Origin of the sequence: Streptomyces sp. NPDC048734, from assembly GCF_043198675.1 — a bacterium.
GTDB lineage: Bacteria > Actinomycetota > Actinomycetes > Streptomycetales > Streptomycetaceae > Streptomyces.
Genome location: NZ_JBICUZ010000001.1, coordinates 171699 through 198481, shown reverse-complemented (window position 1 = coordinate 198481; position 26783 = coordinate 171699). Strand labels below are relative to the sequence as shown.

Sequence of the window (26783 nt, the reverse complement as noted above, 5' to 3'; positions counted from 1 at the left end):
GTGCCGCCGGCGCGCACGGGGGGTCCGCCCATCCGCCGGGGGCCAACTCCCCGGCACCGGCTGCCGTTCAGCCCGTGGCCGTCACTCCGGGGCGGGCAGCCCGTCGCGAGACCGCCGTGGGCCGACACGTGTCCGCGGTCGCGCGATGCACGGTACATGCCCTTCACCAGGGCACGAACCACCCCTACGCGCGAGTAGTCTCCTCTCGCGCCATGGGAGTTGACGAGCACCGGGTCCCATCGCGCCCGGAAAGAACGCGAGTCGGCGGCAGCGTCGGGGAGTTCCGGGCCCCCGGGGAACTCAGCGGACGCGGAGGGCGCGGGGAAATCTGAAAACGCGGGCAACCCGCGGAACTCAGGGAATGACGACGACGGGCCGCTTCGCCCGCTTGGCGAGCCGCCCCGCGACCGACCCGAAGATCCGCCCGACGAGGCCGTGCGTGGAGCCGACGACGATCGCGTCCGCCGCGTACTCCCGTCCCACCTCCTCGAGTTCGTGGCAGATGTCGCCGCCGCGCTCGACCAGGACCCAGGGCACCTCGGACAGGTACTCGGCGCAGGCCAGTTCCAGGCCGAGCACCTCGGTGCGGTGGTCCGGCACGTCCACGAAGACCGGCGGCTCGCAGCCCGCCCACACCGTGGTGGGCAGCCTGTTGGCCACATGGACGATGATCAGGCCCGCACGGGAGCGATGCGCCATGCCGACGGCGTACGCCAGGGCCCGCTCGCTGGACGTCGATCCGTCGAAGCCGACGACGACGCCGTGCTGGAAAGCGGGATCACAGGAGGGGCGTGCCTCTTCCGCCGCCAGGGGTTCGGAGGCCGTGTGATCGGCTACCGACCGCTTGCGGTCCGCTGGTTCGAAGAATTCGTGACCGGCCATGGCTGTCTCGGCGTATCGATCCTTTTACGGGTGGGACGAACGTGAGCGGCGGAGCGTGTCCGGGAATCCTCTTCCCCACCCCATACCCCCAAGGGTACGGCGCCACGCCTCCACGACCCAGTCCCGCCCACGGTCCGCGGGGGTTCCAGGGAGCATGCACGAGGGGCCGCCCGTAACGCAATGGTTGCTGCCCCGTACAGGCGGTTCGCACGGAATTCACCTGCCCGCCGGTCGTCCGACGAGTGACCGACCGGTCGAACAGCCGTTGAACCACCCGAACCGCTCCCCAGGGAGGAGTCCACCCCATGCCCTCGTCCCACCCGGCCACCGAGACCCGCCCCGGCGACCACAGGACGACCGAGCTGATCCGCTGGGCGGCCTTCAGCTGCGTCCTCGTCCCGGTGGTTCTCCTCTGGTACGGCACCTCCCTGGCCGGAACCGCGGGAACCGCCGTCGGCCTGGCCGCCGTCACGGCCGTCTGCCGGCTGCTGCTGCGCCGCTCCGAGCGGTGCCCGGCCCGGCTCCCCCACGGGGAACACCCGCCGCGCGCGCCGCACCGGGAAGGCCGTCGGCACACCCGAACCGGGCCCCGCCGTGGCGGTCGTCACAGCAGCGGAAACACACCGGTCGGCTGACCGGTTTTCACGCACGCGCCCGTATCTTTTCAGCCAACTTCCGGATACCGCGCATGCCGTGCCGCGACCACCCTCCCCACCCCGTCCGACCTGCACGAAAGGGTGCCCGGAGAGCCCTGGCACCCTACGTGGATTGGCCACTGCGACGAGGCGCACTTCCCTGCACGCCCCACGAGTGCAACGCTTCGTGATCGAATGCTTCACGCCAAGTTGCCATGTCGACAATGTGCCGGGTGACGAACTGGCCACTCCGGCATCACGCGACACAGTAGATTCGATCTTGACTGTCTACGGCGGGGGACTCGTGCAGGACCGAGGGGAAACGTGCAGGAGCGACACAACCGAGGAGCCGCGACCACCGAGGGGGGCTTAGCAGGGATGAGCCACGACTCCACTGCCGCACCGGAAGCCGCGGCCCGGAAACTTTCCGGGCGACGCCGCAAGGAGATCGTCGCGGTGCTGCTGTTCAGCGGCGGCCCCATCTTCGAGAGTTCCATTCCGCTGTCGGTGTTCGGGATTGACCGCCAGGACGCCGGCGTGCCTCGCTACCGCCTCCTCGTGAGCGCGGGCGAGGACGGCCCGCTGCGGACCACGGGGGGCCTGGAACTCACCGCGCCACACGGCCTGGAGGCGATATCGAGGGCGGGCACGGTCGTCGTGCCGGCCTGGCGCTCGATCACCTCGCCACCACCGGCCGACGCGCTCGACGCACTGCGCCGGGCACACGAGGAGGGCGCCCGCATCGTGGGCCTGTGCACCGGCGCGTTCGTGCTGGCGGCGGCGGGCCTGCTGGACGGCCGGCCGGCCACGACCCACTGGATGTACGCACCGACGCTGGCCAAGCGCTATCCGTCGGTGCACGTCGATCCGCGTGAGCTGTTCGTCGACGACGGCGACGTGCTGACGTCGGCGGGGACGGCGGCCGGAATCGATCTCTGTCTCCACATCGTGCGGACGGACCACGGCAACGAGGCGGCCGGTGCGCTGGCCCGCCGGCTCGTGGTCCCGCCGCGCCGGACGGGCGGCCAGGAGCGCTACCTCGACCGGTCTTTACCGGAGGAGATCGGCGCCGACCCGCTCGCCGAGGTCGTCGCCTGGGCGCTGGAACACCTCCACGAACAGTTCGACGTGGAGACGCTGGCCGCGCGTGCCTACATGAGCCGGCGGACGTTCGACCGTCGCTTCCGGTCGCTGACCGGCAGCGCGCCGCTGCAATGGCTGATCACCCAGCGGGTGCTCCAGGCGCAGCGGCTGCTGGAGACGTCGGACTACTCCGTCGACGAGGTCGCCGGACGGTGCGGTTTCCGCTCCCCGGTCGCCCTGCGCGGACACTTCCGGCGGCAGCTCGGCTCCTCGCCGGCGGCCTACCGGGCGGCGTACCGGGCGCGGCGGCCACAGAGCGAGCGGGTGCCCCCGGCGGAGAGTGAGGCGGCGTCCGCCGTCGCGGCGGGCGGGCCCGCCGCTCCGCACCCCGAGACCGCGGGGGTGCCGCCGCAGGTACGGCGGACCGCGGGGGCGCTGGGCACGGCCCCGGCCACCGCGGGCGCCCTGGCCGCGGAGCAGCATCCGCGGGACGCGTACGCGGGGTCCCGGGGCGGGGTCCCGGGGCAGCGCAGCGGGATGTGAGAGGCGGGCGGTGGCGGGCGGGTCTCCTCGCCCCCGCCGCCCCTTCCCGTTCCCGCCTCCGGGGGCCGCGCCCCCGGGGACGTCCACCGTGACGCGGGGCATCGGATCGGGGGACGTCACCCTTAGGGTGGACGCATGAACGATCGCATGGTGTGGATCGACTGCGAGATGACCGGCCTCTCGCTGTCGGACGACGCGCTCATCGAGGTTGCCGCCCTCGTCACCGACTCCGAGCTGAACATCCTCGGCGACGGTGTGGACATCGTCGTACGGCCGCCGGACGCGGCCCTGGAGACGATGCCGGAGGTGGTGCGTCAGATGCACACCGCGTCCGGGCTGCTCGACGAGCTGGCGGGCGGCACCACCCTGGCCGACGCCGAGGAGCGGGTCCTCGCCTACATCCGCGAGCACGTGAAGGAGCCCGGCAAGGCCCCGCTGTGCGGGAACTCCGTGGGCACCGACCGCGGCTTCCTGGTGCGGGACATGCCGACGCTGGAGAGCTACCTCCACTACCGGATCGTCGACGTGTCCTCCGTCAAGGAACTGGCCCGGCGCTGGTACCCGCGGGCGTACTTCAACAGCCCGGAGAAGAACGGCAACCACCGCGCCCTCGCCGACATCCGCGAGTCCATCGCGGAGCTGCGCTACTACCGCGAGGCCGTGTTCGTGCCGCAGCCCGGACCGGACTCCGACACCGCGAAGGCGATCGCCGCGAAGCACGTCCTGCCCGCCGGATGAAAGCCGTGCGCGAGCACCCCTTGGGACCCTGTACACTTTTTCTCGGCCGGTAGGGAGACCACAAAGTCGACTGCCGGGCATGGTGGGTGTAGCTCAGTTGGTAGAGCACCTGGTTGTGGTCCAGGTGGCCGCGGGTTCAAGTCCCGTCACTCACCCTGGTGCATCAGCCGGTGACCTTCTCGGAAGGTCACCGGCTGATGTGTTTTCCGTCCGGACTCCACCCGGATTCACCTGCCCCCCCAAAAAACCTCCTCGAAGTCCCGTGCGCCTGCCACGAGCGACTCGCCGCGGTGATCCCCCGGGCGGCGGGGACGCCGCAGCAGGGGCGGGGCCTCGTCACCGGGGCGGCCCGGACGGCGGCCGACGGACCGCGGGAGCGGGACGGGGACGTCCGGACGGTCGTCGCGTACATCCACCCGCACCATGTCGCGCACGTCCACGCGCACCGTCACGCCTCCCTGCCTCGGCAGCGGCCGCGGCCGCGGCGGGGCCGGTGCCGGTGCCGGCCGGGGAGGGACAGGACGACGAGGTGCGGTGGCGGCGGTGACCGCTACGCCGACGCGCGCACCATCAGTTCCGTGGCCAGGACCACCTGGCGCCGCTCCAGGCCCCGCGACACCGCCGGGCGGTCGTCCGCGATCTCCGTGAGCAGCAGGTCGAGCATGCGGCGCCCCATCTCCTCTATGGGCTGGCGCACGCTGGTCAGCGGCGGGTCCATGTGGCGGGCGATCGCCGAGTCGTCGTAGCCGATCAGGGCCACGTCGTCCGGGATGCGGCGGCCCGCCTCGCGCAGGGCCTGACGGGCGCCGGCCGCCATCACGTCGGAGCCGGCGAACACCGCGTCGAGGGCGGGGTCGCGGGCCAGCAGCTCACGCATCGCCCGCTGGCCGCCCTCCTCGGTGAAGTCACCCTGCACGATGATGAGTTCGTCCACCCCGTACCCCGCTTCGAGCAGGGCGTCGCGGTAGCCGTCGACGCGCCGCTGGGCGCCGTACACGTCGAGGCGGCCGGTGATGTGGCCGATGCGCCGGCAGCCGCGGGCCAGCAGGTGCTCGACGGCCGAACGGGCGCCGCCGTAGTTGTCGGAGTCCACGGACGGCAGCGTCTCGGCGGCGGAGCGGGGGCCGCTGATCACGGCCGGGATCTCCAGCTGGGCGATGAGGTCGGGCAGCGGGTCGTCGGCGTGCACGGAGACGAGGAGGACGCCGTCCACGCGGTGGGCGGCCAGGTACTGGGCCAGGCGCTGCCGCTCCCGGTCGCTGCCCGCGAAGATCAGCAGCAGCTGCATCTCCGTGTCGGCGAGCTCCGCGCCCACTCCGCGCAGGATGTCGGAGAAGTACGGTTCGGCGAAGAAGCGGGTCTCCGGCTCGGGCACCACGAGGGCGATCGCGTTCGTGCGGTTGGCGGCGAGGGCGCGGGCCGCGGTGTTGGGGACGTAGCCCAGCTCGGCGACCGCGGCCTCGACGGCGGCACGGGTGGCGTCGCTGACCCGGGGCGAGCCGTTGATCACGCGGGAGACCGTGCCGCGGCCCACACCGGCACGCGCCGCCACCTCTTCGAGGGTCGGCCGGCCACCGCTCCGTCCCCGCGTACCGTGGCTTGCCATGGCCTCCGCCTTCCCGCCGTCATCATCCCACCGGCCTGGAATCTAACAGTCCCGGCCGTCCACCCCGTCCGCCCCCGGGGGTCTCCACCCCCGGCCGAAAAGCATCGCCCCGGCGCGTTAGCTAACAGCCGGATAACTGAACGCGTCTCCGCGCGTCCCTGCCCTTGACACCCTCGCCCGGACCGACGACTCTTCAACACATCACCTGTGGGAGCGCTCCCACGGTACCTGACACATACACAACCCGCACGTTCCCCGCCCGAGCCGCAGCGAGAAACTAACGGGCCCAACAATGCAGTTGGCCGGGGGGTCGGCACGTCAGGGCAACAGGAGGACGCAATGCGAGCACGTACCCGAAGCTCCCGTCGGGTGGTAGTCCTGGCGACCGTCGCCACCATGAGCGCCGGGCTTCTGGCCGGCTGTGCCGACGACGGCGGCGACAAGGCCTCCGACGACTCGTCCGGCGGTGGCAAGGGCAAGACCACGATCACCATGGGACTCTTCGGCACGATGGGCTTCAAGGAAGCCGGTCTCTACGCCGAGTACGAGAAGCTCAACCCGAACATCAAGATCGCCGAGAACGTGATCGAGCGCAACGAGAACTACTACCCCGCGCTCGTCAACCACCTCACCACCAACAGCGGTCTCCAGGACGTCCAGGCGGTCGAGGTCGCCAACATCGCCGAGGTCACGGCCACCCAGAGCGCGAAGCTCCAGGACATGTCCAAGGTTTCGGACGTCGACAAGAGCAAGTGGCTGGACTGGAAGTGGGCGCAGGCCACCACCAAGGACGGCAAGACCATCGGTCTCGGCACGGACGTCGGCCCGATGGCCCTCTGCTACCGCACGGACCTCTTCAAGCAGGCCGGTCTGCCGACCGACCCGGCGGAGGTCGGCAAGCTGTGGGCGGGCGACTGGAACAAGTTCGTCTCGGTCGGTGAGCAGTACAAGAAGAAGGCGCCGGCGGGCACCTTCTTCATGGACTCCCCCGGCGGCCTGCTCAACGCCATCCTCAGCAGTGAGGAGGAGAAGTTCTACGACTCCTCCGGCGAGGTCATCTACAAGTCGAACCCGGCCGTCAAGGCTGCCTTCACCCTGACCGCGAAGGCCGCCGAGCAGGGCCTGGTGCAGGCGCAGACGCAGTTCCAGCCCGCCTGGGACACCACGATCTCGAACAGCAAGTTCGCGACCATAGCCTGCCCGCCGTGGATGCTCGGCACCCTCAAGGGCAAGTCGAAGCCGGAGTCCCTCGGCAAGTGGGCCGTCGCGGTCGCTCCGAAGTCCGGCAACTGGGGCGGCTCCTTCCTGTCCGTGCCCTCCAGCGGCAAGAACGTGAAGGAGGCCGAGAAGCTGGTCGCCTGGCTGACCGCGCCCGAGCAGCAGGCGAAGCTGTTCAAGGTGCAGGGCTCCTTCCCCAGCACGCCGAGCGCGTACACCATGCCCGAGGTGACCGGCGCCAAGAACGAGATGACCGGTGACCTCAACATCGGCACCATCTTCGCCGAGGCCGCGAAGGCCGCCCCGGTCCAGGTGATCGGCCCGAAGGACCAGATCATCCAGCAGGGTCTGACCGACAACGGCGTCATCCTCGTGACGAAGGGCAAGTCGCCGGAGGAGGCCTGGAAGACGGCGACGAAGACCATCGACAACAACCTGGACAAGTGACCCGTATGGCCACCCACGACACCGCCGCGCCCCCCGCCAAGGAGGGGGGCGCGGCCCCGGGCCGACCGCCCGCCGGCCCCACCGGGGCGGAGCAGCGGCACCGGGCCCGGCTCTCCCGCCGCTGGCAGCGGGACATGCGCTGGAGCCCGTACGCGTTCGTCTCGCCGTTCTTCCTGCTGTTCCTGGCGTTCGGTCTGTTCCCGCTGATCTACACCGGCTGGGCCTCGCTGCACCAGGTGGAGATGACGGCACCCACCGACATGGAATGGGTGGGGCTGCGCAACTACACGCGGATCTTCGACGACGAGTTCTTCTGGAACGCGGCGGAGAACACGCTCACGATCGGCGTCATCTCGACGGTGCCGCAGCTGCTGATGGCGATGGGGCTCGCCCACATCCTCAACTACAAGCTGCGCGGCTCGACGTTCTTCCGGGTCACGATGCTCGCCCCGTACGCGACGTCCATCGCGGCCGCCTCGCTCGTCTTCGTGCTGCTGTTCGGGCGCGACTACGGCATGATCAACTGGGTGCTGGACATGGTCGGGGTCGGCCCGATCGACTGGCAGAGCGACAAGTGGCCCTCGCAGTTCGCGGTGTCCACGATCGTCATCTGGCGCTGGACCGGCTACAACGCGCTGATCTACCTGGCCGCGATGCAGGCGATCCCGCAGGACCTGTACGAGTCGGCGGCGCTGGACGGCGCGAGCCGCTGGAAGCAGTTCCTCCACGTGACCCTGCCGTCGCTGCGCCCGACGATCCTGTTCACGGTCGTCGTCTCGACGATCGGCGCCACCCAGGTGTTCGGCGAGCCGCTGCTGTTCGACGCCAACAAGGGGGCGTCGGGCGGTTCCGAGCACCAGTTCCAGACCCTGGGTCTGTACCTGTACGAGCAGGGCTGGGTCAACCAGCACCTGGGCCGTGCCTCCGCGATCGCCTGGACCATGTTCCTGATCCTGATCGTGGTCGGCATCGTCAACTACGTCATCTCGCGCCGGCTGCGCGCCAGTAGTTAGGAGTACGGCCGTGACGACGACGACTTCCACGACACCGCCCCCCTCTCCGCCGGACACGGCCGTGAAGAAGCCCGGCCTCGTGCGGCGGCCCAAGTCGGCGCGGGCCGGCGGGCAGATGCACGCGGGGCCGATCGCGTACGTGATCCTGGCCCTGTTCACCGTCGGCTCGCTGTTCCCGCTGGTGTGGACGGCGATCGCCGCCTCCCGCGACAACAACCGGCTGGCGCAGACACCGCCGCCGTTCTGGTTCGGGTCGAACCTCTTCGACAACCTGGACATCGCCTGGAACGACGCCAACCTCGGCACCGCGTTCGTCAACACGACGATCGTGGCGGGGACCTCGGCCGTGACGATCGTGTTCCTGTCCACGATCGCCGGGTTCGCCTTCGCCAAGCTGAGGTTCAAGGGCCGCGGCGCGATGATGCTGATCGTGATCGGCACGATGATGGTGCCGCCGCAGCTCAGCGTGATCCCGCTGTACATGATGGTCGCCAAGCTGGAGTGGACCGACCAGCTCCAGGCGGTGATCCTGCCGTCGCTGGTCAGCGCGTTCGGTGTGTTCTTCATGCGGCAGTACCTGATCCAGGCGCTGCCCGACGAGATCATCGAGGCGGCCCGGATGGACGGCGCGAGCAGCTGGCGCGTGGTGTGGCACGTGGTGTTCCCCGCGGCGCGCCCCGCGATGGCGGTGCTCGGCATGCTGATGTTCGTCCAGACCTGGAACGACTTCCTGTGGCCGTTCCTGGTGCTGAGCCAGACCGGCAACCCGACCGTGCAGGTCGCGGTCGCGGGCCTCGGCCGCGGGTACACGCCCGACCAGTCCCTGATCATGGCGGGTGCCCTGCTGGGCACGCTGCCGCTGCTGCTGGTCTTCGCGATCTTCGGCAAGCAGATCGTGGGCGGCATCATGCAGGGCGCGGTGAAGGGCTGATGCGGGGGCGCTCCTCGGCGGGGCCGGGGCCGGGAACCCCACCGGTCCGGCAGCCGCACGGGACCGACAGCGCCGTCGGTCACCGCGACCGCGCGGGACTGGCCACCGTGCCGGCCCGGCGTCCGGGCGGGACCGGGACCGCCGCGGATCCGGCTCGGGCACGGGTCCGGCACCGCCGCGGGACCACCGCCCTCACCGGCCGGACGCCCGCGCCGGCCCGGCATCGTGCCGGAGCGGTGTCCGCACGGCACCGGCACCCCGCCGGTCCGGCGTCCGCGCGGGCCTGACACCCTGGCGATCACGACGTCCGCAAGGCCGGGACCTCCCGCGGTCCCGCGTCCGCACGGTGTCGGGCCGGCGGGGTCCCGGGTCCGCGCGGGACGGACACCCCGCGGGACCGGCACCCCGCCGGCCCGACACCCCGCCGGTCCGGCGTCCACGGGGACCGGCACCCCCGCCGGCCCGGCGCCCGGCGCGGGACGGACACCCCGCCGACCCGGCACCCGTGCAGGGCCGGCACCCCGTCGGCAGGCGTCCGCGCAGGGCCGGCACCCCGCAGGGCCGATGTCCGTGCGGGCCGGCACCCAGCCGGTCCGACACCAGCCGGTCCGGCGTCCGTGCGGGGCCGACAGCCCCGCCGGTGCCGCGTCCGACGGAGCCGGGTCACCGTCGCCCCGGCCCTCCGCACCTCTTCCCCCCATCCTTCGTCGGTCTCGACGACCTCGACGACCACCCATGGGAGCGCTTCCATGTCTGAGTCCGCACAGTCGGCCAACCCGGTGACCTTCCCCCCGGCCTTCCTCTGGGGCGCGGCGACGTCCGCGTACCAGATCGAGGGGGCGGTGCGGGAGGACGGCCGCACGCCCTCCATCTGGGACACCTTCAGCCATACGCCCGGCAAGACCGCCGGTGGCGACACCGGTGACATCGCCGTCGACCACTACCACCGCTACCGCGACGACGTCGCGCTGATGGCCGAGCTGGGCCTGACCTCGTACCGCTTCTCCATCTCGTGGTCGCGGGTCCAGCCGACCGGCCGCGGCCCGGCGGTCCAGGTGGGCCTGGACTTCTACCGCCGGCTGGTGGACGAGCTGCTGGCGAAGGGCATCAAGCCGGCCGTCACGCTCTACCACTGGGACCTCCCGCAGGAACTGGAGGACTCGGGCGGCTGGCCGGAGCGGGACACCGCCCACCGGTTCGCCGAGTACGCGCAGATCGTCGGGGAGGCGCTCGGCGACCGGGTGGAGCAGTGGATCACGCTCAACGAGCCGTGGTGCAGCGCCTTCCTGGGGTACGCCGCCGGGGTGCACGCCCCCGGCCGCACCGACCCGGCGGCATCGCTGAAGGCCGCGCACCACCTCAACCTGGCGCACGGTCTGGGCACCAAGGCCCTGCGGTCGGTGATGCCGACCCGCAACTCGGTGGCGATCAGCCTCAACTCCTCGGTCGTCAGGCCGCTCTCGCGGACCCCCGACGACCTGGCCGCGGTCCGCCGGATCGACGACCTGGCGAACGGTGTGTTCCACGGCCCGATCCTGCACGGCGCGTACCCCGAGACGCTCCTCGCCGCGACCTCGTCCCTGACCGACTGGTCGTACGTCCTCGACGGCGATCTGCGCACCATCAACCAGCCGTTGGACGCGCTGGGCCTGAACTACTACACGCCCACCCTCGTCTCCGCGGCGGACGCCGACCCGAAGGCACCGCGGGCGGACGGCCACGGCGCCGGCGAGCACTCCCCCTGGCCGGCCGCGGACGACGTCGCCTTCCACCAGACGCCGGGCGACCGCACCGAGATGGGCTGGACGATCGACCCGACGGGTCTGCACGACCTGATCATGCGGTACACGAAGGAGGCCCCGGGCCTGCCGCTGTACATCACGGAGAACGGCGCGGCCTACGACGACAAGCCCGACTCCGACGGCCGCGTCCACGACCCGGAGCGGATCGCCTACCTGCACGGCCACCTGCGGGCCGTGCGCCGCGCCATCGCCGAGGGCGCGGACGTGCGCGGCTACTACCTGTGGTCGCTGATGGACAACTTCGAGTGGGCGTACGGCTACGAGAAGCGGTTCGGCGCGGTCTACGTGGACTACGCGACCCTCGCCCGCACGCCGAAGTCGAGCGCCCTGTGGTACGGCCGGGCGGCCCGCACCGGAACCCTGCCGGCGCTCGAGACGGCCTGACCGAAGACCCCCGGGACGGGGATCCCGGGAGAACGGGGGAACGGGGGAACAGGGGAAGGGGCGCGGCACACCGTGGGGGTGTGCCGCGCCCCGCTGTCTTCCCATGGGGGGGGGTGGCCCACGGTGGCCCACGGTGGCCCCGGTCAGAGGCTGCCGGGTGCCACGAGCCACTGGGCCGGCTGGCCCGTGACCGAGGCGATCGTCTCGAAGTCGTTGTCGTGGTGCAGCACGGTCAGCCCGTGGAGTTCGGCCGTCGCGGCGACGAGCAGGTCCACGGCGCCCGCCGAGCGGGGCCGCCCCTTCTCGGTGAGTTCGCGTTGCACGTCCCACGCGCGGGTCACGGCCCGGTCGTCCACGGGGACCCAGCCGAACAGGGCGTCCAGGTCCTCGACCAGCGCGGCCCGGTCCTCGGCGTTCTCGGCGCTGTGGAGGAACTCGATCTCGGTCAGCGGGCAGCGGGCGATCAGCCCCTCCTCCAGAGGCTTCTCCCAGAGGGCGCGGGCCGGCTGCTTCAGGACGCGGACCAGTGCGCTGGTATCGATGAGGTAGGCGGCCGTGCTCATCGACGGTAGTTCTCCTCGTCCAGCAGCATGTCGAAGTCACCCGCGTCCGCCCGCGCCGCGCGCCGGGCCAGGGCGAGCGCACGCTTCTTGCGTTCGACCCCTTCCCTGAGTGCGGCGTCGACCGTGTCCTTAAGCCTGATCGGGGCGGAGGCCGGGGATCCTGGGGCTCGCTCAAGGAAGGGATCGGGAGCGGTTGAAGGTGAGGGTCCGTCCGCCCGGCCGGCGTCGTCGCACCGCGCCCCGGTGCCCTCTGCGCTCCGGCTCCCGCCCGTCGAGCTGGATCCAGATCCGCACCTCGGTGCCGCCCAGCACGGACGAGCCGATGCGCACGTCCCCGCCGGTCGACTCCGCGAGCCGGCGCACGATGTCCAGCCCGAGCCCGGTCGACCCGGCGGTGCCGGAACCCCGGCCCCGGGCCATCGCCGCCTGCGGGTCGGGTATGCCGGGGCCCGCGTCCGAGACGAGGACGATCACCGCGTCCTCGCCGTTGTGCAGGTCGACCGCGAAGGCCGTGCCCTCGGGGGTGTGCCGGAAGACGTTGCCGAGCAGGGCGTCGAGGGCGGCGACGAGGTCGGCGCGGGCCACCGGTGCGCGCACCGGCCGGTCGGCGCCGGCCACCCGCACCTTGCGGCCCTCGTCCTCCGCGAGCGCCGACCAGAAAGCCATCCGCTCCCGGACGACCTCGGCGGCGTCGCATCCGGCGCCCGGCCCGGGGGCCGCGGTCTGCGGCTTGGCCTCGCGGGCGGTACGGATGATGGTGTCGACCTCCCGCTCCAGCTGGGCGACCGCGGCGCGGGTCTGCTCGGCGGCCGGGGAGTCGCCGAGGGAGGCCGCGTTGAGCCGCAGCACGGTCAGCGGTGTGCGCAGCCGGTGGGAGAGGTCGGCGGCCAGCTCCCGCTCGTTGGCGAGGAGTTGGACGACCTGGTCGGCCATGGAGTTGAACGCGACCGCCGCGAGCCGCAGTTCGTCCGGCCCCTCCTCCGGCACGCGCGCGCCCAGTCTCCCCTCCCCCAGTTCGCGCGCGCCCTCGACCAGCCGCCGGGCGGGCCGCACCATGCGCACGCCCAGCCGGTCGGCGACGGCCACCGAGCCGACGACCAGTGCGGCACCGACCGCGGCCAGCACCGCCCAGGCGGTGGCGACCCCGTTGCTGACCTCGGACTCGGGGACGTGGACCTCGACGACGACCGTGCCGAAGCCCAGCGCGACGGGCTGCAGGAGCGCGGAGCCGCCGGGCACCTCGGCGGTGGAGGCGCGGCCCAGCTCGCGGACGGCCGCGATGTCGGCGGCGGTGGCGCGCCGCCGGCCGAGGTCGAGGGCCTGCCGGCCGTCACCGGCGGGAATGTGCACGGCCATGCCGTCGTCGGAGCCCGCGGCGGCGACGACCCGCTCCAGCTGGTCGCGGTCGGTGGTGATGGACAGCGCGGGGACCACGACGGCGGCCTCCCGCTCGGCGTTGGAGAAGGCGCGGTCGCGGGCCAGCTCCTTGACCACCAGCCCGAGCGGCACGGCGAAGGCGACCACGACCATCGTGGTGACCGCCAGGCAGACCTTGACGAGGGCCCACCTCATCGCGGCTCCCCGGCGGGTGGCGCGGCGGGCGGCTCCAGCTTCACGCCGACGCCCCGCAGGGTGTGCAGATAGCGCGGGCGGGCCGCCGTCTCGCCCAGTTTGCGGCGCAGCCAGGACAGATGGACGTCGATGGTCTGGTCGTCGCCGTAGGACTGCTGCCAGACCTCGGCGAGCAGGTCGCGGCGCGGGACGACGACACCGGGGCGGCCGGCGAGGAAGGCGAGCAGGTCGAACTCGCGGCGGGTCAGGTCGAGTCGGACGCCGTCCAGTTCGGCCTGGCGGCGCAACGGGTCGACGGTCAGCCCGCCGACGCGCAGCACGCTGGACGGCGGTGCCTCACCGGCGCCGGAGCGGGAGCGGCGCAGGACGGCCGCCATGCGCGCGGAGAGGTGCTCCACCGAGAACGGCTTCGTCAGATAGTCGTCCGCGCCCGCGTTGAGCAGCCGGACGATCTCCGTCTCGTCGTCGCGGGCGGTGGCGATGATGACGGGCACGTCCGTGATGCCGCGCAGCATCTTCAGGGCCTCGGAGCCGTCCAGGTCCGGCAGTCCGAGGTCCAGCACGACCACGTCGAAGCGGAAATGGGCGACCTCGCGCAGCGCCTCCAGTGCCGTGCCGACACTGCGCACGGTGTGCGCGGCGTCGGTGAGGTGCCGGATGAGCGCCGAGCGGACGAACTGGTCGTCCTCGACCACGAGCACACTTGCCATGCGCCGCAACCTACGCCATGCGGCCGGAGCTCCTTCGGGCCTGTGCACAACTCCGCGCCTGTGGACAACCGGTGGGGACGGGGGGATCCGCGGGGGCGTGCCGGGGGATGCGGTGGGGCATCCGTGCGACACGGCTGTGGCGGGTGGGGCAGGATGGCCCGCGATGCGCAGAGGACTCGTACACGTACTGGCCTGGACGCTCGCCACGGGCGCGGCGGTCACGCTGTCGTGGTGGGGTGTCCACACGGTCCTGGCGGGCACGGCGTACGACCCGCCGCGCGCCCTGCCGCTGACGGCCGGCGACGTGCCCTCCGAGGCTCCGGACCCGCCGACGGCCTCGGCCACCGGCCGCCCCGCGCCGTCCCCGTCCCGGCCGGCGGCGACGCCGACCACCACGCCCTCCCCGTCCCGGCCCCCCGGGAGTCCGGCGGCCGCGTCCCCCACCCGGCCGGCGGCCCCGCCCAGCCCGTCCGGCCGGGTCAAGAGCTACGACACCGACGGCGGACTGGTGGTCTTCGACCTGGGGAGGACCTCGGCCTCGCTCGTCTCGGCCACGCCGGGCGCGGGCTGGTCGATGCAGGTGTGGAAGACGCAGTCCTGGATCCGGGTGGAGTTCGCCTCGGGCGCGGACCGCGTGTCGGTCTTCTGCACCTGGCACGACGGACCGCCGCGCGTGGAGATCGGCACCTACTGAGCGGGCGGGGGCGTTCAGCGGAAGACGGACGGCGGCGGGGCCGGTGACGCCACCGCCGAGGCGTCGACGACCGGCAGGGCCCCGCCGGTGAAGTCGGTGAGGTCCCTGCCGTGCTCGACGCGGCCGGGGTGCGGGTCGGAGGCGGCCCTGCGGGTCAGTTCGGCGGTCGGCAGCGGCCGGTCGGAGGCGACGAGGACGGCGTTGCCGAACCGCTTGCCGCGCAGCACGGCGGGGTCGGCGACCAGGGCGAGTTCCGGGAAGCGTGCGGCGGCGGTGGCGATCTGGGCGCGCAGGTGCGCGAGCGGCGGGCCGTCGGCCAGGTTGGCGGCGTAGAGACCACCGGGCTTCAGGGCCCTGCGGACCTCGTCGAGGAACTCGGTCGAGGTCAGGTGCGCGGGGGTGCGGGCGCCGCTGAACACATCGGCGATGACGAGGTCGGCCCATCCGTCCGGCACCTTGCCGAGCCCGTCGCGCGCGTCGGCGGACCGCACCCGGATCCGGGCGCCGGGGTCCAGGGGCAACTCCCGGCGGACCAGTCGGACGAGGGCCGCGTCCCGTTCGACGACCTGCTGGGTGGAGCGGGGTCGGGTGGCGGCGACGTACCGGGCGAGGGTGAAGGCACCGCCGCCGAGGTGGACGACGTGCATCGGTCTGCCGGGCGGGGCGGCGAGGTCGATGACGTGGCCGAGCCGCCGCTGGTACTCGAAGGAGAGGTACCCGGGGTCGTCGAGGTCCACGTGCGACTGGGGCGCCCCGTCGATCAGCAGCGTCCAGGCCCGCGCCCGGTCGCGGTCCGGGCGCAGCTGGGCGAGCCCGCCGTCGACGGTCTCGCTGACGGTCGCGTCGCTGTCGCGTTCGCGCCGGGAGTTCCTGGACCTTGCCATGCGGGCATTTTCGCAGGGGCCGGGGTGCGCCGCGCTCCCCGGTCGTCCACCGCCGGGTGGGACGCGCCGCTCACCGGCGTCCGCGTCGGGGAGCCTGGCCGGGTACGGCGTCCGGCTCGGGGAGCGGGGCCGGCTACCGGCAGCTGTCCGCCGCCTCGATGAGCCGGGCCGCTTCCCCCAGCGCCCGCTGGAGCACGGCCGGGTCGGTCGCGAGGTCGGCCTCGCCGGGCGGGAGCAGCCAGTCCGAGCCCTCGACGGGTGGTTCGGGGGCGAGTCCCGGTCCCCGTCCGCCGGTCTCCGTACAGGTGCTGCCCGGGACGTCCCAGGCGGCGGCGGTGCCCGGCGGCACCAGGAAGGCGAGGGTGCCGTGTCCGTCGTAGTGGAGCACGGGCCCCATCGCGTCGCCGGCTCCCCGGCGCAGGATGTCGGCCGCCTCCAGCCCCTGCCGGGTCGGCACCGTCACGAGATCGCATGCCGTCCCCGACGACACGAGAGGATCGTTCCTTCGACTGGTCCCCACTCCCGGCCTCCCTCTGCGGTCACTGTGCGCGTCCATCGGGTCCAACGCGACGGACCGTCAACGGCTACGCGGAAATGCGCCGCAAAGGATGGCAGTTCATGGCGGATCGCGGATGAGATATCCGGTTTTGTGGCCAAACACCGTGTGGCGGTCTGGTCACAGAAGGTACGTTCATGCCCGCCGGAAACAGGGGGACCACACCGACGGATCGGTCGCCCCGTCCTGCTCCCGGCATGGTTCGACGGTTCGCACGAGAGGACCCGGCCATGGCGTCGTCACCGGTGACCCCACCTCGGCCCGACCGGCCGGCACAGCCCAATCCCACCTTCCGGCGGCTGCGCGGACAGCGCTCGCCGGCCGAGTTCGCCGCGTTGGTGCGGCGGGCCGCGCGCGAGATCGGGGAGCGGGTGAGCTGCGACGCGCGCTACGTCGGCCGCGTCGAGGCGGGCGAGATCCGCTGCCCCAACTACGCGTACGAGCGGGTGTTCCTGCACATGTTTCCCGGCCGCACGCTCACCGATCTGGGGTTCGCGCCCCGTTCGTCCGTCCGCGGGCGGGGGGCGCACCTCCTCGAGGACGCGGCGGGCACCGGTGAGACGCGCGGGGCGCACGAGCCGTATGACACGCAGGACCCGTACGACACGCACCACAACGACGAGGAGAGCGACGTGCTGCGTCGCGCATTCATGACCGGCGGGGGCGCCACGGTGGCCGCCGTCTCGATGGGCCCTCTGGGGCTCGCCCCGGACGCGTCGGCGGCCGAACGCCCCGTGCGGCGCCCCGGGGCGGGCGAGGCGACCGCCCTGGAAGAAGCGGTGCGCAGGATCCGGCTGCTGGACGACCGGCACGGCGCCGACGGGCTCTACCGGCGCGCGGCGGCACCGCTGCGCACCGCCTACGCGCTGCTGGACGCCGGAGCGGTACGGCAGGCGACCGCCGACCGGCTCCACTCGGGCGCGGGCGAACTGGCCATCTCCGTGGGCTGGCTGGCGCACGACTCGGGCCGGTTCGACGACGCCCGCTCGCACTACGCGGAGGCCCTCGCGACCGCCCGGACGACCGGCGACGAGGCTCTGGAGGCGCACGCCTTCTGCAACACGGCGTTCCTCGCGCGCGACGCGGGCCGTCCGCGCGAGGCGGTCCGGGCGGCGCAGGCCGCGCAGCGCGCCGCCCGCCCGCTGGGCTCCGCCCGGCTGATGTCGCTGCTCGCGCTGCGCGAGGCGGGGGGCTGGGCCGGACTCGCCGACCGCACCGGCTGCGAGCAGGCACTCGCGCGTGCCCACGCCCTGTACGCGCGCGGCCTCTCGGACGCCGATCCCGAGTGGATGAGCTTCTACGGCGAGGCCGAACTGGAGGGGTTGGAGGCGCAGTGCTGGTCGACGCTCGGGGCGTGGCCGCGGGCGGCCCGGCACGCGCGGCGGGCGGCACGGCTCCAGGACCCCCACTTCACGCGGAACATCGCGCTGTACACCGCCGAGCTGGCGGACGACCTCGCGCGCGGGGGGCTGCCCGACGAGGCGGCCGCGGCCGGGATGCGGGTGCTGGACCTGCTGGACGAGGTGCAGTCGTCGCGGATCCGGACGATGCTCGCGGGGACGGCGCGGGTGCTGCTGCCCCACCGGCGGATCCCGGACGTGTCGGAGTTCCTGGAGCGGCACGCCACGGCCCCGCGCAAGGCGTGACCGCCACCGGCCAGCCGTGCCACCGACGTCCCGGGACGGCACCCGGGATGTCTGTCCCGCGGGTCAAGTCGGAGGAAACCGGCGGTGCCTTGCAGCCGAGGTGAGTGGGGTCCGGTGCGTCCGGCCGCAGGGCGGAGGAGGGCGTCGACGCGGTGGGGGCGCCTCCCGGCCGGAGGCCGGGGGACGTCGGCAACCGACGACGACGCCGGTGGCACCCCCTTCCGGGGGAGGGCGTGCCGGACCCCGCGTCCGCGGCATGATCCGCCGGACAGGCCCTACCCGGCCAGGTGCCCCAGGTCGTTCCAGCTCTCGACCGCCGGTTCGCCGTAGGCCCAGCCGAGCACGGACAGCGACGTCGGGTTGAGGCGTATGCGGGCCGCGAAGTCCAGCGGGAGGCCCAGCCACCGGGCGCCGATCGAACGCAGGATGTGCCCGTGGGCGAAGACCAGCACGTCCCGGTCGGCGGACCGCGCCCATGCGACGACCTCGTCCGCGCGGGCGGTGACCTCGGCCAGGGTCTCGCCCTCCGGCACGCCGTCGCGCCAGATGAGCCAGCCCGGCCGGACCGCCTGGATCTCGGCGGGGGTCATGCCCTCGTAGGCGCCGTAGTGGAACTCCATGAGCGTGTCCCACGCGGTGGCCCGCTCGCCGAAGCCGGCGAGTTCGCACGTCTCACGCGCGCGCGTCAGCGGGCTGGTGCGGACCTCGGCGTCGGCGAGACCGTCGAACGGCGCCCGGTGCAGCCGCTCCCCGAGCAGCTTGGCGCCGCGCCGGCCCTCCTCCAGCAGGGGCACGTCGGTCCTGCCGGTGTGCTTGCCGGACAGCGACCACTCGGTCTGTCCGTGCCGGGCCAGCAGGATGCGCGGTGCCATGGAGAACCCTTCCGGGGAAATCAGGGGCGGGACCCTTCCATCATCGCGCACCCTGAACAGGGGCAACCCGGTGGGCGATCTCAGCGTCTTTGAGGGCCGGGGGCGTCCCTGCGGGGGCACTTTCCCAGGCCGTAAAGTGGCACCTCCGTGCCATGGGCGACGCAGCGACACGAAGGGGGAGGCGATCGGATGCCGCAGACCGAGACACCAGGCACCGAGGTGGTCTCGCCGACCAGGCTGCGGTGGTGGACGGAACTGCCCCTGCTCGTGCTGGTGTACGCCTGCTACTCCGCGGGCCGGCTGCTCGCGCGGGGCGACGTCGGCACCGCCGTCGACCACGGCCTGGCGATCCTGCGGATCGAGAAGGTCCTGCACATCAACGCCGAGCACCCGCTGAACCGGCTGTTCCGGACCGAGGCGTGGATCGGGGTCCCGGCCGACTTCTGGTACGCGTCGCTGCACTACCTGGTCACCCCGGTGGTCCTGGTGTGGCTGTTCCGGTCCCGCACGGTGCACTACCGGGCGGCCCGCACCTGGCTGATGACGTCGACCTTCATCGGTCTGATCGGCTTCACCCTGCTGCCCACCTGCCCGCCGCGCCTGCTCTCCGCGGACCACGGCTTCGTGGACACGATGGCCCAGTACAGCTCGTACGGCTGGTGGGGCGGCGAGGCGAGCGCCCCGCGCGGCCTGGGCGGCATGACCAACCAGTACGCGGCCATGCCGAGCCTGCACGTCGGCTGGGCGCTGTGGTGCGGGGTGATGCTGTGGCGGCACGGCGGCACCCGCGCGGCGAAGACCGCGGGCGTGGTCTATCCGCTGGTGACGACGATCGTGGTCATGGGCACCGCGAACCACTACTTCCTCGACGCGGCCGCGGGCGCGGCCGTGATGGGCGCGGGACTGCTGCTGGCGCCGCTGGTGATGCGCCGGGCGGACCGGGTCGCGGGCTGGGCTGCGGTGCGGTTCCCGTCCGCCCCGGTGGCAACTCGGGGTGCGGAGACCACGATTGTCAGTGGCGGATGCCAGACTTCCCCGGGTGAGCGAATTCCACGGCAGCGCGAGTCACGGTTCGGGCCCGGAGCCGAGCCGGGTGCCACCCCCTCGGACGCGGGGGACGGCGCTCCGGCAGCGGCTCGCTGACCTGCGCGGACCCGACGTACCCGCCAAGGCGCTGGACGCCCGCGCCCTGGCGGCGCTCGCCGCCAACCCGGGATGCAGCCGGCGCGCGATCCTCGACGGCGCCGGGGTCGACAAGGCGGCGCTGGCCGAAGCCCTCGGCTCGCCCTCGGCGTTCGGCCAGTCCCAGTTCGCCCTCACGCGCGGCAACGCCTTCGAGGCGAAGGTGAAGGCCGACGGCGGCGCCGACCTGCTGCGCCTGGTGCACGAGAAGCTGGACCCGCGCGCGGAACCGCCCACCGGGGCGAGCGTCCCCGACCTGTCGGCGGTCGGCCCCGAGGGCCGTACGGCGCGCACGGCGCTGGCGCTGCGCGAGGCAGGCCTGGCGTCCGGCACCTGGACCCTCCTCGACCACCCGATGCTCGCGCTGGACGTCGCGGGCTCCCCGGCGTTCCTGGAGCCGGACGCGGTCGTGGTGCACCCCGACGGCAGCTGGACGGTCGTGGAGATCAAGTCGTTCCCCCTGCTGGACGGCTCCGCCGACCCCGCGAAGGTCGGCGCGGCCGCCCGGCAGGCAGCGGTGTACGTGCTGGCGCTGGAGGCGGTCGCCGCCCGCCTCGACCCCGCGCCGCGGGTGCGCCACCGCGTCCTGCTGGTCTGCCCCAAGGACTTCTCCAACCTGCCCGCCGCGTCCGCCGTGGACATCCGCAAGCAGCGCGCGGTCACCCACCGCCAACTGGCCCGGCTGACCCGTATCGAGGAGATCGCCGAGGCGCTCCCCGAGGGCACCTGCTTCTCGCCGGAGCTGCCGCCCGACCGGCTCACGGCGGCCGTCGAGTCCGTCCCGGCGGCGTACGCGCCCGAGTGCCTGGCCGCCTGCGAGCTGGCGTTCCACTGCCGCGGCCGCTCCCGCGCGGCCGGCGCGGTCACCGCCCTCGGCCGCCCCGTCCGCGCCGAACTCGGCGGCCTGACGACGGTCGAGGACGTGCTGGCCGCCGCGCGCGGGGAGGCCGGCGATCCGGACGACCCGGCCGTGGCGGCCCTGCGCCGCGCCGCCCTGCTGCGCGACGAGGCCCTGGGGGCGAGGTGTCGCTGATCGCCACCCTGGCCCGCCTGGAGGCCGTCGCCGCCGGCCGTGCCCGGCCCGCCGCCACCGTCCGCCACCGGCACCTGTCGAAGCGGCCGCTGGTGTTCGTGCCCCTGACCACCGCCGGTGAGGCGGGCGCCCCGCTCGGCGCCCTCGTCGGCACCGACCGGGACGCGCCCCGGCTGCTGGTCGTACCGCAGCCGCGCGACCGCGACCTGCGGTTCGCGTTCCTCGCCGAGCTGGCCGACATCCTCCTGCCGTACATCGACTCCCACGCGGGCGCCGTCGAGGCCGCCGAGCGCAGCGAGACCGATCCCGGGACCGGGAAACGCGTCAAGGTCGAGGTCGAGCTGTGCTCCGACGCGCCCCAGCTGATCGTCCCGAGCCGCGCGGGCGTCGAGTACGTCCGCCTCCTGGGCCGCTCCACGCGCTTCAGGCGTACGGCGGAGCAGGACCCGCAGACGCCGTATCCCGCGCCGCCGCGCGTGCCGCTGCTCGGGCGGTGGCTGACGCACTTCGGGGAGCGGTCCCGGGTGCCCGGCTCCTCGCTGCTGCTGGCGCTCACGGAGGTGCTGGGGCGGCACTGGGCGACCGGGCAGTCCAGCCTGGAGGACCAGCACCTGGGGGCGCTGCTCGCCTGGATCGCCCCTCCCGGGGGTGAGAGCGGCGCCGAGGCCGCGCTGCGGGCCGAGCTGGCCCGTGACGGCAAGGGCCAGCTGCTGTGCCCGCCGGCCGGTCCGGCGACCGACCCGGCGTTCGACAACAAGCTGCTCGCCCCCGCCATCGAGCGCTACGACCGCGCGCGGACCGCCCTGGCCGCCGCCGAGGACGGCCTGCAGGCCGACGACCGGCTGGGGGAGCTGACCGCCGCCGAGCGGGCGGTCCGGGACCTCGTGCTGAGCCGGACCCTGCCCACCTGGGAGAAGGTGTGGAAGGGCATCGACCTGCTGCGGGAGCTGCCCGAGGGGGCGCACGTCGAGGAGCGGTGGACCCGTGACCGCTGGTCGTTCACCGGCCACCGCGACCGGGTCGTGGCGGGCGAGCCGCCGCAGCCGCGTCGCGACGACGCGGTCACCGCCGCCAACAAGCTGGCCACGCGCGAGCGCGAACAGGCCCGGCTGGAAGCGCAGGAGGCCCTCGACGACCCGCTGGTGATGGCGGGGCGGCGGCTGGCCGGGGAGGCGTTCGCGGGCGAGGTCGTCGACGTGGTGATGGCGTACGGCGAGGGCAGGCGGCCCAGCCCGCGCCCGCTGGTCACCGTCCGCACGGACGACCGGCCGCATCTCGGGGAGCGGGTCAGGGTGTACCGGTCGCTGGGCGGGAAGCCGCAGGCGGCGGAGTTCGTGCGGCGGGCCGGCCCGGACGGTGCGGATGGTTCGGACGGCCCGGGCGGCCCGGAGGACGAGGGTCTGCTGGTGCTGCGGATCGTCGACAAGATGGGCCGCGGCAAGGAGCCGGAGGAAGGGTCCGTGCCCGAGAAGGGCGACCGGGTGTGCTTCACCCTGTTCGAGCACGAGCAGCGCGGCGGCGCCAAGCTGCCCGACCCGGAGGACACGCCGTGGACGCACGGCGGCCCGCCCGGGGAGCCGGTGCCCGAAGCCGCCGACGCCGTCACCGAGGAGGACGTCCTGTGACCACCGAGGCCGTCCACGACCCCGGTACCGCCGCCACCCGCGCCACCGACGCGATCCTGCGCGACACGCTGCACGGCACCGCGCGCGGGGTCGTCGTGGACTCCCCGCCCGGTGCCGGCAAGTCGACGCTCGTCGTCCGCGCGGCGCTGGAACTGGCGGACGCGGGACGGCCGCTGATGGTCGTCGCGCAGACCAACGCGCAGGTCGACGACCTGGTGCTGCGGCTCGCCGAGAAGAACCCCGCGCTGCCGGTGGGCCGCCTGCACAGCAGCGACGCCGACGCCTACGACAAGGCGCTGGACGACCTGCCGCACGTACGGAAGTCGGCGAAGGCCGGTGACCTGGCCGGACTGCCGGTCGTCATCTCCACGGCCGCCAAGTGGGCGCACGTGAAGACCGACGAGCCGTGGCCGCACGCGATCGTGGACGAGGCCTACCAGATGCGCTCGGACGGGCTGCTGGCCGTGGCCGGGCTGTTCGAGCGGGCGCTGTTCGTGGGTGACCCGGGGCAGCTGGACCCGTTCGCGATCGTGGGCAGCGAGCAGTGGGCCGGCCTGTCGTACGACCCGTCGGCCTCGGCGGTGTCGACGCTGCTGGCGCACAATCCCGGTCTGCCGCAGCACCGGCTGCCGGTGTCCTGGCGGCTGCCGGCGTCGGCGGCGCCGCTGGTCTCGGACGCCTTCTACCCGTTCACGCCGTTCCGCAGCGGCACCGGCCACGGCGACCGGAAGCTGTCCTTCGGCGTCCCCTCCGACGGCTCGGCGCCCGACCGGGTGATCGACGAGGCGGCTCAGTCCGGCTGGGGCCTGCTGGAGCTGCCCGCCCGGCACACGCCCCGCACCGACCCGGAGGCGGTACGGGCGGTCGCCGCGGTCGTCCGGCGCCTCCTGGACCGGGGCGGCGCGGCCGTCTCCGAGCGCTCCCCCGCCCCCACCCCCCTCACCGCCGACCGGATCGCCGTCGGCACCGCCCACCGCGACCAGGCGGCGGCGGTCCGCGCGGCGCTGGCCGAGCTGGGTGTCACGGACGTCACCGTCGACACGGCGAACCGGCTCCAGGGCCGCGAGTACGACGTCACGATCGTCCTGCACCCCCTGTCCGGCCGCCCCGACGCCACCGCCTTCCACTTGGAGACGGGCCGCCTGTGCGTCCTGGCCTCCCGCCACCGCCACGCCTGCGTCGTCGTCTGCCGAGCGGGGGTCACCGACCTCCTGGACGCCTACCCGTCCACGGAACCGGTCCAGCTGGGAACCACCGTGAAGTTCCCGGACGGTTGGGAGGCCAACCACGCCGTACTGGCACACCTCGCCCGCCACCGGATCCCCTGGACGCCATGACCACCCCACCCCTCCCGGACGCGGTCCGGCACGCCGCCGGGGGCGGCCGGGGAAGACAGCCGGGCGCCAGGTGGCTTGGAAGTGCCGGTGGCTGGGGAACATCGCCGGGGGCGGATCGCTTGAGAAGGCCGGGTCCCCGGCCCCCTTGCGTCGCCGGGGGACAATGGAGGGTGGCCCGCTCACCAGTGGTGCCATCCCGACCGTACGAGGAGGAGAAGACATGGCGGAGCCCACGCCGGGTCGGAACGAACCGCGGCTACGCCCCGCGCCCCTGCTCTTCGAGCCCGCCGAGGCGGCCGGTGATCCGGAGCACTTCTTCGATCTGGAGTCGATAGACGATCCCGGCGCGCTGCTGACACGGGCCACGGAGCTGACGCAGGCCTTCCGCGCGGCGGCCGACCGGGCGATGGAGTTCCAGGCCGTGGCCGCGGCCCAGCTCGCCGACCCGCGCCGCTTCGACCGGCTGACGGCGGCGGACATCGCCGACCGGGCCGAGTGGACCGAGGACTACGCGAAGAAGATGGTCGAGTTCGGACGGGACCTGCTGAGCGGGGACGCCGAGGGACACGGGCACGCCGGCCCCGTGTGACGCCCGCAGGGCCGCGGAACCCGCGCCGGTCACCCCGCGTCGGCCCCGGGCATATGCCAGGCGGGCAAGATACCCCCTCCTCTTCCCTCTCGTCCCGGTTTCCCGGAACCCTGCGAGATCACCCGCTCACCCCGGGTAGACCTTTTCGGCATGAGCAGCACATGGAACGTCCCGGACACCGACCGTCGCGACGCCTGCGGGGTCACCGCGGCCGGCGTCGCCTGGCTGGCGTCCGCGGCGCCGTTCCCCCGCAGCACCCTGGCCCTGTGGGAGGAGCGCCCGCACGCCCCGGTCGTGCTGCCCTGCGGTTCCGTCTTCGACGTCGTCAGCGCCCCCGCGATGTTCGGGCGGCTGATGCTGGACCGGCTGTGGGACGAGGGGCCGGGCTCCGGGCCGGTGGCCGCGTTCCGCGGGCGGATGCTGCTGTTCGCCGCGCCCGGCACCGCCCAGCGGCTCCCCTCGCTCCTGGAGTGGGAGGAGTGGAGCGCCGGCGGTCGCCTGGACGGGCGTACGGGGGCGGTGCCGCCGCTGCTGTGCCACGGCAACGGGGACGCGGTCACCGTGCCGGCCCCGCTCGCCCCGGGGGCGAGCGGCACCACCACCCGCTGGGTCACCGCCCCGGACGCCTGCCACCCCTGGCTGCCGGGCCCGGAGATCCTGCTCTGGGCGGCCGTCCGGGCCGCCCGTGCCGCCGTGCGGATATCGATTTCTCACGCCTCGGATCCGGATGCTAAGGTCTACGACGTCAGCAGGCGCCGCTAGCTCAGTTGGTTAGAGCAGCTGACTCTTAATCAGCGGGTCCGGGGTTCGAGTCCCTGGCGGCGCACAGACAGCAAGGCCCCTCGCGCGAGCGGGGGGCCTTTCGCGTGCCCGTCGGGCGGGGCCTCTCCAGCGGATCGTGCCGGAGAGGCCCTATGCCGTGATCCGGACCGTCCACGCCCCCGCCGCGGTGCGCCCCTCCACGTCCACCCGTACGCCCTCCCCCGGCACGGTGAAGCTCTCGCCGGCGCCGACCGGGGCGTCGGCGAGGGGCGGGTAGACCGAGTCGCCCCAGCAGGCGTCGGTGGCGGGGTGGGCGTCGACCACCTCGACCGGGCCGCGGCCGGATGCCGCGCCGCTGTGGACGCGGTAGACGAGCACGCCCGAGCGGCAGGACGCGCGGTCGTTGCCGACGCGGCCGCGGGCCTCGAAGGCGAGCACGCTGTCGGCACCGGTGCGGACGACCGCGAGTTTGGTGCCGTTGCCGAGTCCGAAGGCCGGTGAGCCGGCGGCCCGGCTCACCGGCACGTCCGGCCCGGCACCCAGCGGCTCCAGGGTCAGGCGGGTCGGTGTCCCGCGGGGCACGCACACCACCTGGCGCGGTTCCAGCCAGCCCAGCTTCCACTTGTGCCAGGCGAACAGGTCGGGGGCGAGGCCGAACTGGCTGCCCATCAGGTCCCAGTCGCCGACGTGCGTGTCCCAGTCGCCCTTGCCGTCCGTGGGACGGTGGTAGAGGTCGGGCAGGTCGAACACGTGCCCGGTCTCGTGGGCCAGGACGAGCCGGTCCGGCGGATGCTGCTCGAAGACGGTGACGATCCGCCGGATGTCGGTGCCGTCCGCGCGCAGCGGGTGGTCCATGTTGACGACCTTGGTGGCGTCGGAGTCCACGCCGGGGGCGTCCGGGTCGGCGACGAGGTAGACGACGTCGTAGCGGGAGAAGTCGACCTGCCCGTCGGCCGCGGCGAGGGCGTCGCGCAGGTAGGCGCCGCGGTGCGCGGCGTTCCAGTCCCGCTGTATGGCGTACGCGGTGGACGGCCGCGGCATCCGGATCCAGCGCTTCAGGGGATGCGCGCGCAGGGTGAACCTGCCGTAGGAGGCCTGCTGGAAGTAGCGGCTGGTGGTCGGGAAGTGGTCGGCGGCGAGTTCGGCCGGGGGGACCGTCGGGGCCCAGTCCGGGAACGACAGGAAGATCATCACCGCGTCGAGGGCGCGAGCGGGCCGCGGATAGGCGGCGTTCCAGGTGTCCAGGCCCTCGGAGTGGTGGGCGTCCGTGCGCTTGAGCGCACAGGGGGTGGCCGAGAAGGGTTCCGCCGCGGGGGCGCTGATGAGACAGGTCGCGGCGAGTGCCGAGAGGGTGGTGAACATGGCCGCGGTGCTGCGCAGTCGGGGGCGCGGGAGCTGTCGCGGCACAGGGACCTCCGGGAGCGGTTCACGGGACACCGCCCCCCAGCCTGTGGGAATTCGATGCAATACGCCCTG

General features: G+C 73.5%; 24 protein-coding genes and 2 tRNA genes. 17 read left to right on the top strand and 9 right to left on the bottom strand.

What is annotated here, in order from left to right:
- Positions 1–354: 354 nt before the first annotated feature.
- A complete protein-coding gene (locus tag ACGFQC_RS00920) occupies positions 355–882 on the bottom strand; it encodes a universal stress protein (protein ID WP_363088439.1) in 528 nt (175 codons plus the stop codon).
- 305 nt (positions 883–1187) lie between these two features.
- Between ACGFQC_RS00920 and ACGFQC_RS00915 the strand changes: the two genes are divergently transcribed.
- From ACGFQC_RS00915 to ACGFQC_RS00900, 4 genes are all read left to right on the top strand, one after another.
- A complete protein-coding gene (locus ACGFQC_RS00915; RefSeq protein ID WP_363088440.1) occupies positions 1188–1517 on the top strand; it encodes a hypothetical protein in 330 nt (109 codons plus the stop codon).
- A 378-nt stretch (positions 1518–1895) separates the two neighbouring features.
- Positions 1896–3143, top strand: coding sequence for a helix-turn-helix domain-containing protein (locus ACGFQC_RS00910; protein WP_363088441.1), 1248 nt, complete (start codon positions 1896–1898; stop codon positions 3141–3143).
- 135 nt (positions 3144–3278) lie between these two features.
- Positions 3279–3881 carry an oligoribonuclease gene (orn, locus tag ACGFQC_RS00905; protein ID WP_363088442.1) on the top strand — a complete coding sequence of 201 codons (603 nt, stop codon included), beginning with the start codon at positions 3279–3281 and terminating at the stop codon, positions 3879–3881.
- Positions 3882–3963: 82 nt separating this feature from the next.
- A tRNA-His gene (locus tag ACGFQC_RS00900) sits at positions 3964–4036 on the top strand.
- 395 nt (positions 4037–4431) lie between these two features.
- Here ACGFQC_RS00900 and ACGFQC_RS00895 read toward each other — a convergent pair.
- Positions 4432–5487 carry a LacI family DNA-binding transcriptional regulator gene (locus tag ACGFQC_RS00895; RefSeq protein WP_363088443.1) on the bottom strand — a complete coding sequence of 352 codons (1056 nt, stop codon included), beginning with the start codon at positions 5485–5487 and terminating at the stop codon, positions 4432–4434.
- Between the two features lie 339 nt (positions 5488–5826).
- Between ACGFQC_RS00895 and ACGFQC_RS00890 the strand changes: the two genes are divergently transcribed.
- The 4 genes from ACGFQC_RS00890 to ACGFQC_RS00875 all read left to right on the top strand — a co-directional run bounded on the left by ACGFQC_RS00890 (position 5827) and on the right by ACGFQC_RS00875 (position 11282).
- Positions 5827–7152 (top strand): extracellular solute-binding protein, encoded by a 1326-nt coding sequence (locus tag ACGFQC_RS00890; RefSeq protein ID WP_363088444.1) that lies wholly within the window; start codon positions 5827–5829, stop codon positions 7150–7152.
- Positions 7153–7157: 5 nt separating this feature from the next.
- Positions 7158–8165: a sugar ABC transporter permease gene (locus ACGFQC_RS00885; RefSeq protein WP_363088613.1), complete on the top strand. Its 1008-nt coding sequence runs from the start codon at positions 7158–7160 to the stop codon at positions 8163–8165.
- 10 nt (positions 8166–8175) lie between these two features.
- Positions 8176–9096 carry a carbohydrate ABC transporter permease gene (locus ACGFQC_RS00880; protein ID WP_393287445.1) on the top strand — a complete coding sequence of 307 codons (921 nt, stop codon included), beginning with the start codon at positions 8176–8178 and terminating at the stop codon, positions 9094–9096.
- A gap of 749 nt (positions 9097–9845) precedes the next feature.
- The gene (locus ACGFQC_RS00875) at positions 9846–11282 is read left to right on the top strand and encodes a GH1 family beta-glucosidase (RefSeq protein ID WP_363088445.1); all 1437 of its coding nucleotides are present in this window, start codon (positions 9846–9848) and stop codon (positions 11280–11282) included.
- A 143-nt stretch (positions 11283–11425) separates the two neighbouring features.
- Here the strand turns inward: ACGFQC_RS00875 and ACGFQC_RS00870 are convergent, their stop codons facing one another.
- The 3 genes from ACGFQC_RS00870 to ACGFQC_RS00860 all read right to left on the bottom strand — a co-directional run bounded on the left by ACGFQC_RS00870 (position 11426) and on the right by ACGFQC_RS00860 (position 14127).
- Positions 11426–11845 (bottom strand): PIN domain nuclease, encoded by a 420-nt coding sequence (locus tag ACGFQC_RS00870; protein WP_363088446.1) that lies wholly within the window; start codon positions 11843–11845, stop codon positions 11426–11428.
- Between the two features lie 171 nt (positions 11846–12016).
- The gene (locus tag ACGFQC_RS00865; RefSeq protein ID WP_363088447.1) at positions 12017–13417 is read right to left on the bottom strand and encodes a HAMP domain-containing sensor histidine kinase; all 1401 of its coding nucleotides are present in this window, start codon (positions 13415–13417) and stop codon (positions 12017–12019) included.
- Positions 13414–14127: a response regulator transcription factor gene (locus tag ACGFQC_RS00860; protein WP_363088448.1), complete on the bottom strand. Its 714-nt coding sequence runs from the start codon at positions 14125–14127 to the stop codon at positions 13414–13416. Before ACGFQC_RS00860 ends, ACGFQC_RS00865 begins: the two co-directional genes overlap by 4 nt.
- Before the next feature lie 163 nt (positions 14128–14290).
- Between ACGFQC_RS00860 and ACGFQC_RS00855 the strand changes: the two genes are divergently transcribed.
- Positions 14291–14821: a hypothetical protein gene (locus ACGFQC_RS00855; RefSeq protein ID WP_363088449.1), complete on the top strand. Its 531-nt coding sequence runs from the start codon at positions 14291–14293 to the stop codon at positions 14819–14821.
- Between the two features lie 14 nt (positions 14822–14835).
- Here ACGFQC_RS00855 and ACGFQC_RS00850 read toward each other — a convergent pair whose 3' ends face one another.
- Positions 14836–15705 carry a fused MFS/spermidine synthase gene (locus ACGFQC_RS00850; protein WP_363088450.1) on the bottom strand — a complete coding sequence of 290 codons (870 nt, stop codon included), beginning with the start codon at positions 15703–15705 and terminating at the stop codon, positions 14836–14838.
- Positions 15706–15838: 133 nt separating this feature from the next.
- Positions 15839–16261: a hypothetical protein gene (locus ACGFQC_RS00845; protein ID WP_363088451.1), complete on the bottom strand. Its 423-nt coding sequence runs from the start codon at positions 16259–16261 to the stop codon at positions 15839–15841.
- A 230-nt stretch (positions 16262–16491) separates the two neighbouring features.
- On the opposite strand from ACGFQC_RS00845, the gene ACGFQC_RS00840 reads away from it, so the two are divergent.
- Positions 16492–17907 carry a hypothetical protein gene (locus tag ACGFQC_RS00840; protein ID WP_363088452.1) on the top strand — a complete coding sequence of 472 codons (1416 nt, stop codon included), beginning with the start codon at positions 16492–16494 and terminating at the stop codon, positions 17905–17907.
- Positions 17908–18182: 275 nt separating this feature from the next.
- On the opposite strand, the gene ACGFQC_RS00835 is transcribed toward ACGFQC_RS00840, so the two are convergent.
- Positions 18183–18779: a histidine phosphatase family protein gene (locus ACGFQC_RS00835; RefSeq protein WP_363088453.1), complete on the bottom strand. Its 597-nt coding sequence runs from the start codon at positions 18777–18779 to the stop codon at positions 18183–18185.
- Between the two features lie 189 nt (positions 18780–18968).
- Here ACGFQC_RS00835 and ACGFQC_RS00830 point away from each other — a divergent pair, with 189 nt between their 5' ends.
- The 7 genes from ACGFQC_RS00830 (at position 18969) to ACGFQC_RS00800 (ending at position 25371) form a co-directional block, all read left to right on the top strand.
- Complete coding sequence (locus ACGFQC_RS00830) at positions 18969–19922, top strand: phosphatase PAP2 family protein (RefSeq protein WP_363088454.1); 954 nt, start codon at positions 18969–18971, stop codon at positions 19920–19922.
- On the top strand, positions 19873–20994 hold the full coding sequence (locus ACGFQC_RS00825; protein WP_363088455.1) for a hypothetical protein: 1122 nt from the start codon (positions 19873–19875) through the stop codon (positions 20992–20994). The genes ACGFQC_RS00830 and ACGFQC_RS00825 overlap by 50 nt, the downstream gene beginning before the upstream one ends.
- Entirely contained in the window at positions 20985–22619 is a 1635-nt protein-coding gene (locus ACGFQC_RS00820; RefSeq protein WP_363088456.1) for a hypothetical protein, read from the top strand. Before ACGFQC_RS00825 ends, ACGFQC_RS00820 begins: the two co-directional genes overlap by 10 nt.
- Positions 22616–23956: an AAA domain-containing protein gene (locus ACGFQC_RS00815; protein ID WP_363088457.1), complete on the top strand. Its 1341-nt coding sequence runs from the start codon at positions 22616–22618 to the stop codon at positions 23954–23956. The genes ACGFQC_RS00820 and ACGFQC_RS00815 overlap by 4 nt, the downstream gene beginning before the upstream one ends.
- 220 nt (positions 23957–24176) lie before the next feature.
- Positions 24177–24545, top strand: coding sequence for a hypothetical protein (locus tag ACGFQC_RS00810; protein ID WP_363088458.1), 369 nt, complete (start codon positions 24177–24179; stop codon positions 24543–24545).
- Between the two features lie 150 nt (positions 24546–24695).
- A complete protein-coding gene (locus tag ACGFQC_RS00805; RefSeq protein ID WP_363088459.1) occupies positions 24696–25307 on the top strand; it encodes a bifunctional DNA primase/polymerase in 612 nt (203 codons plus the stop codon).
- Positions 25298–25371: transfer RNA gene (locus ACGFQC_RS00800), tRNA-Lys, on the top strand. Before ACGFQC_RS00805 ends, ACGFQC_RS00800 begins: the two co-directional genes overlap by 10 nt.
- Before the next feature lie 86 nt (positions 25372–25457).
- Here ACGFQC_RS00800 and ACGFQC_RS00795 read toward each other — a convergent pair.
- On the bottom strand, positions 25458–26669 hold the full coding sequence (locus ACGFQC_RS00795) for a M6 family metalloprotease domain-containing protein (RefSeq protein ID WP_363088460.1): 1212 nt from the start codon (positions 26667–26669) through the stop codon (positions 25458–25460).
- Between the last annotated feature and the right edge of the window lie 114 nt (positions 26670–26783).

What these genes read in the sequence shown, in the direction of transcription:
- ACGFQC_RS00920 (WP_363088439.1), bottom strand. Translation starts at nt 882, where the DNA reads ATGGCCGGTCACGAATTCTTCGAACCAGCGGACCGCAAGCGGTCGGTA.
- ACGFQC_RS00915 (WP_363088440.1), top strand. Translation starts at nt 1,188, where the DNA reads ATGCCCTCGTCCCACCCGGCCACCGAGACCCGCCCCGGCGACCACAGG.
- ACGFQC_RS00910 (WP_363088441.1), top strand. Translation starts at nt 1,896, where the DNA reads ATGAGCCACGACTCCACTGCCGCACCGGAAGCCGCGGCCCGGAAACTT.
- orn (WP_363088442.1), top strand. Translation starts at nt 3,279, where the DNA reads ATGAACGATCGCATGGTGTGGATCGACTGCGAGATGACCGGCCTCTCG.
- ACGFQC_RS00895 (WP_363088443.1), bottom strand. Translation starts at nt 5,487, where the DNA reads ATGGCAAGCCACGGTACGCGGGGACGGAGCGGTGGCCGGCCGACCCTC.
- ACGFQC_RS00890 (WP_363088444.1), top strand. Translation starts at nt 5,827, where the DNA reads ATGCGAGCACGTACCCGAAGCTCCCGTCGGGTGGTAGTCCTGGCGACC.
- ACGFQC_RS00885 (WP_363088613.1), top strand. Translation starts at nt 7,158, where the DNA reads ATGGCCACCCACGACACCGCCGCGCCCCCCGCCAAGGAGGGGGGCGCG.
- ACGFQC_RS00875 (WP_363088445.1), top strand. Translation starts at nt 9,846, where the DNA reads ATGTCTGAGTCCGCACAGTCGGCCAACCCGGTGACCTTCCCCCCGGCC.
- ACGFQC_RS00870 (WP_363088446.1), bottom strand. Translation starts at nt 11,845, where the DNA reads ATGAGCACGGCCGCCTACCTCATCGATACCAGCGCACTGGTCCGCGTC.
- ACGFQC_RS00865 (WP_363088447.1), bottom strand. Translation starts at nt 13,417, where the DNA reads ATGAGGTGGGCCCTCGTCAAGGTCTGCCTGGCGGTCACCACGATGGTC.
- ACGFQC_RS00860 (WP_363088448.1), bottom strand. Translation starts at nt 14,127, where the DNA reads ATGGCAAGTGTGCTCGTGGTCGAGGACGACCAGTTCGTCCGCTCGGCG.
- ACGFQC_RS00855 (WP_363088449.1), top strand. Translation starts at nt 14,291, where the DNA reads ATGCGCAGAGGACTCGTACACGTACTGGCCTGGACGCTCGCCACGGGC.
- ACGFQC_RS00850 (WP_363088450.1), bottom strand. Translation starts at nt 15,705, where the DNA reads ATGGCAAGGTCCAGGAACTCCCGGCGCGAACGCGACAGCGACGCGACC.
- ACGFQC_RS00845 (WP_363088451.1), bottom strand. Translation starts at nt 16,261, where the DNA reads ATGGACGCGCACAGTGACCGCAGAGGGAGGCCGGGAGTGGGGACCAGT.
- ACGFQC_RS00840 (WP_363088452.1), top strand. Translation starts at nt 16,492, where the DNA reads ATGGCGTCGTCACCGGTGACCCCACCTCGGCCCGACCGGCCGGCACAG.
- ACGFQC_RS00835 (WP_363088453.1), bottom strand. Translation starts at nt 18,779, where the DNA reads ATGGCACCGCGCATCCTGCTGGCCCGGCACGGACAGACCGAGTGGTCG.
- ACGFQC_RS00830 (WP_363088454.1), top strand. Translation starts at nt 18,969, where the DNA reads ATGCCGCAGACCGAGACACCAGGCACCGAGGTGGTCTCGCCGACCAGG.
- ACGFQC_RS00810 (WP_363088458.1), top strand. Translation starts at nt 24,177, where the DNA reads ATGGCGGAGCCCACGCCGGGTCGGAACGAACCGCGGCTACGCCCCGCG.
- ACGFQC_RS00805 (WP_363088459.1), top strand. Translation starts at nt 24,696, where the DNA reads ATGAGCAGCACATGGAACGTCCCGGACACCGACCGTCGCGACGCCTGC.
- ACGFQC_RS00795 (WP_363088460.1), bottom strand. Translation starts at nt 26,669, where the DNA reads ATGTTCACCACCCTCTCGGCACTCGCCGCGACCTGTCTCATCAGCGCC.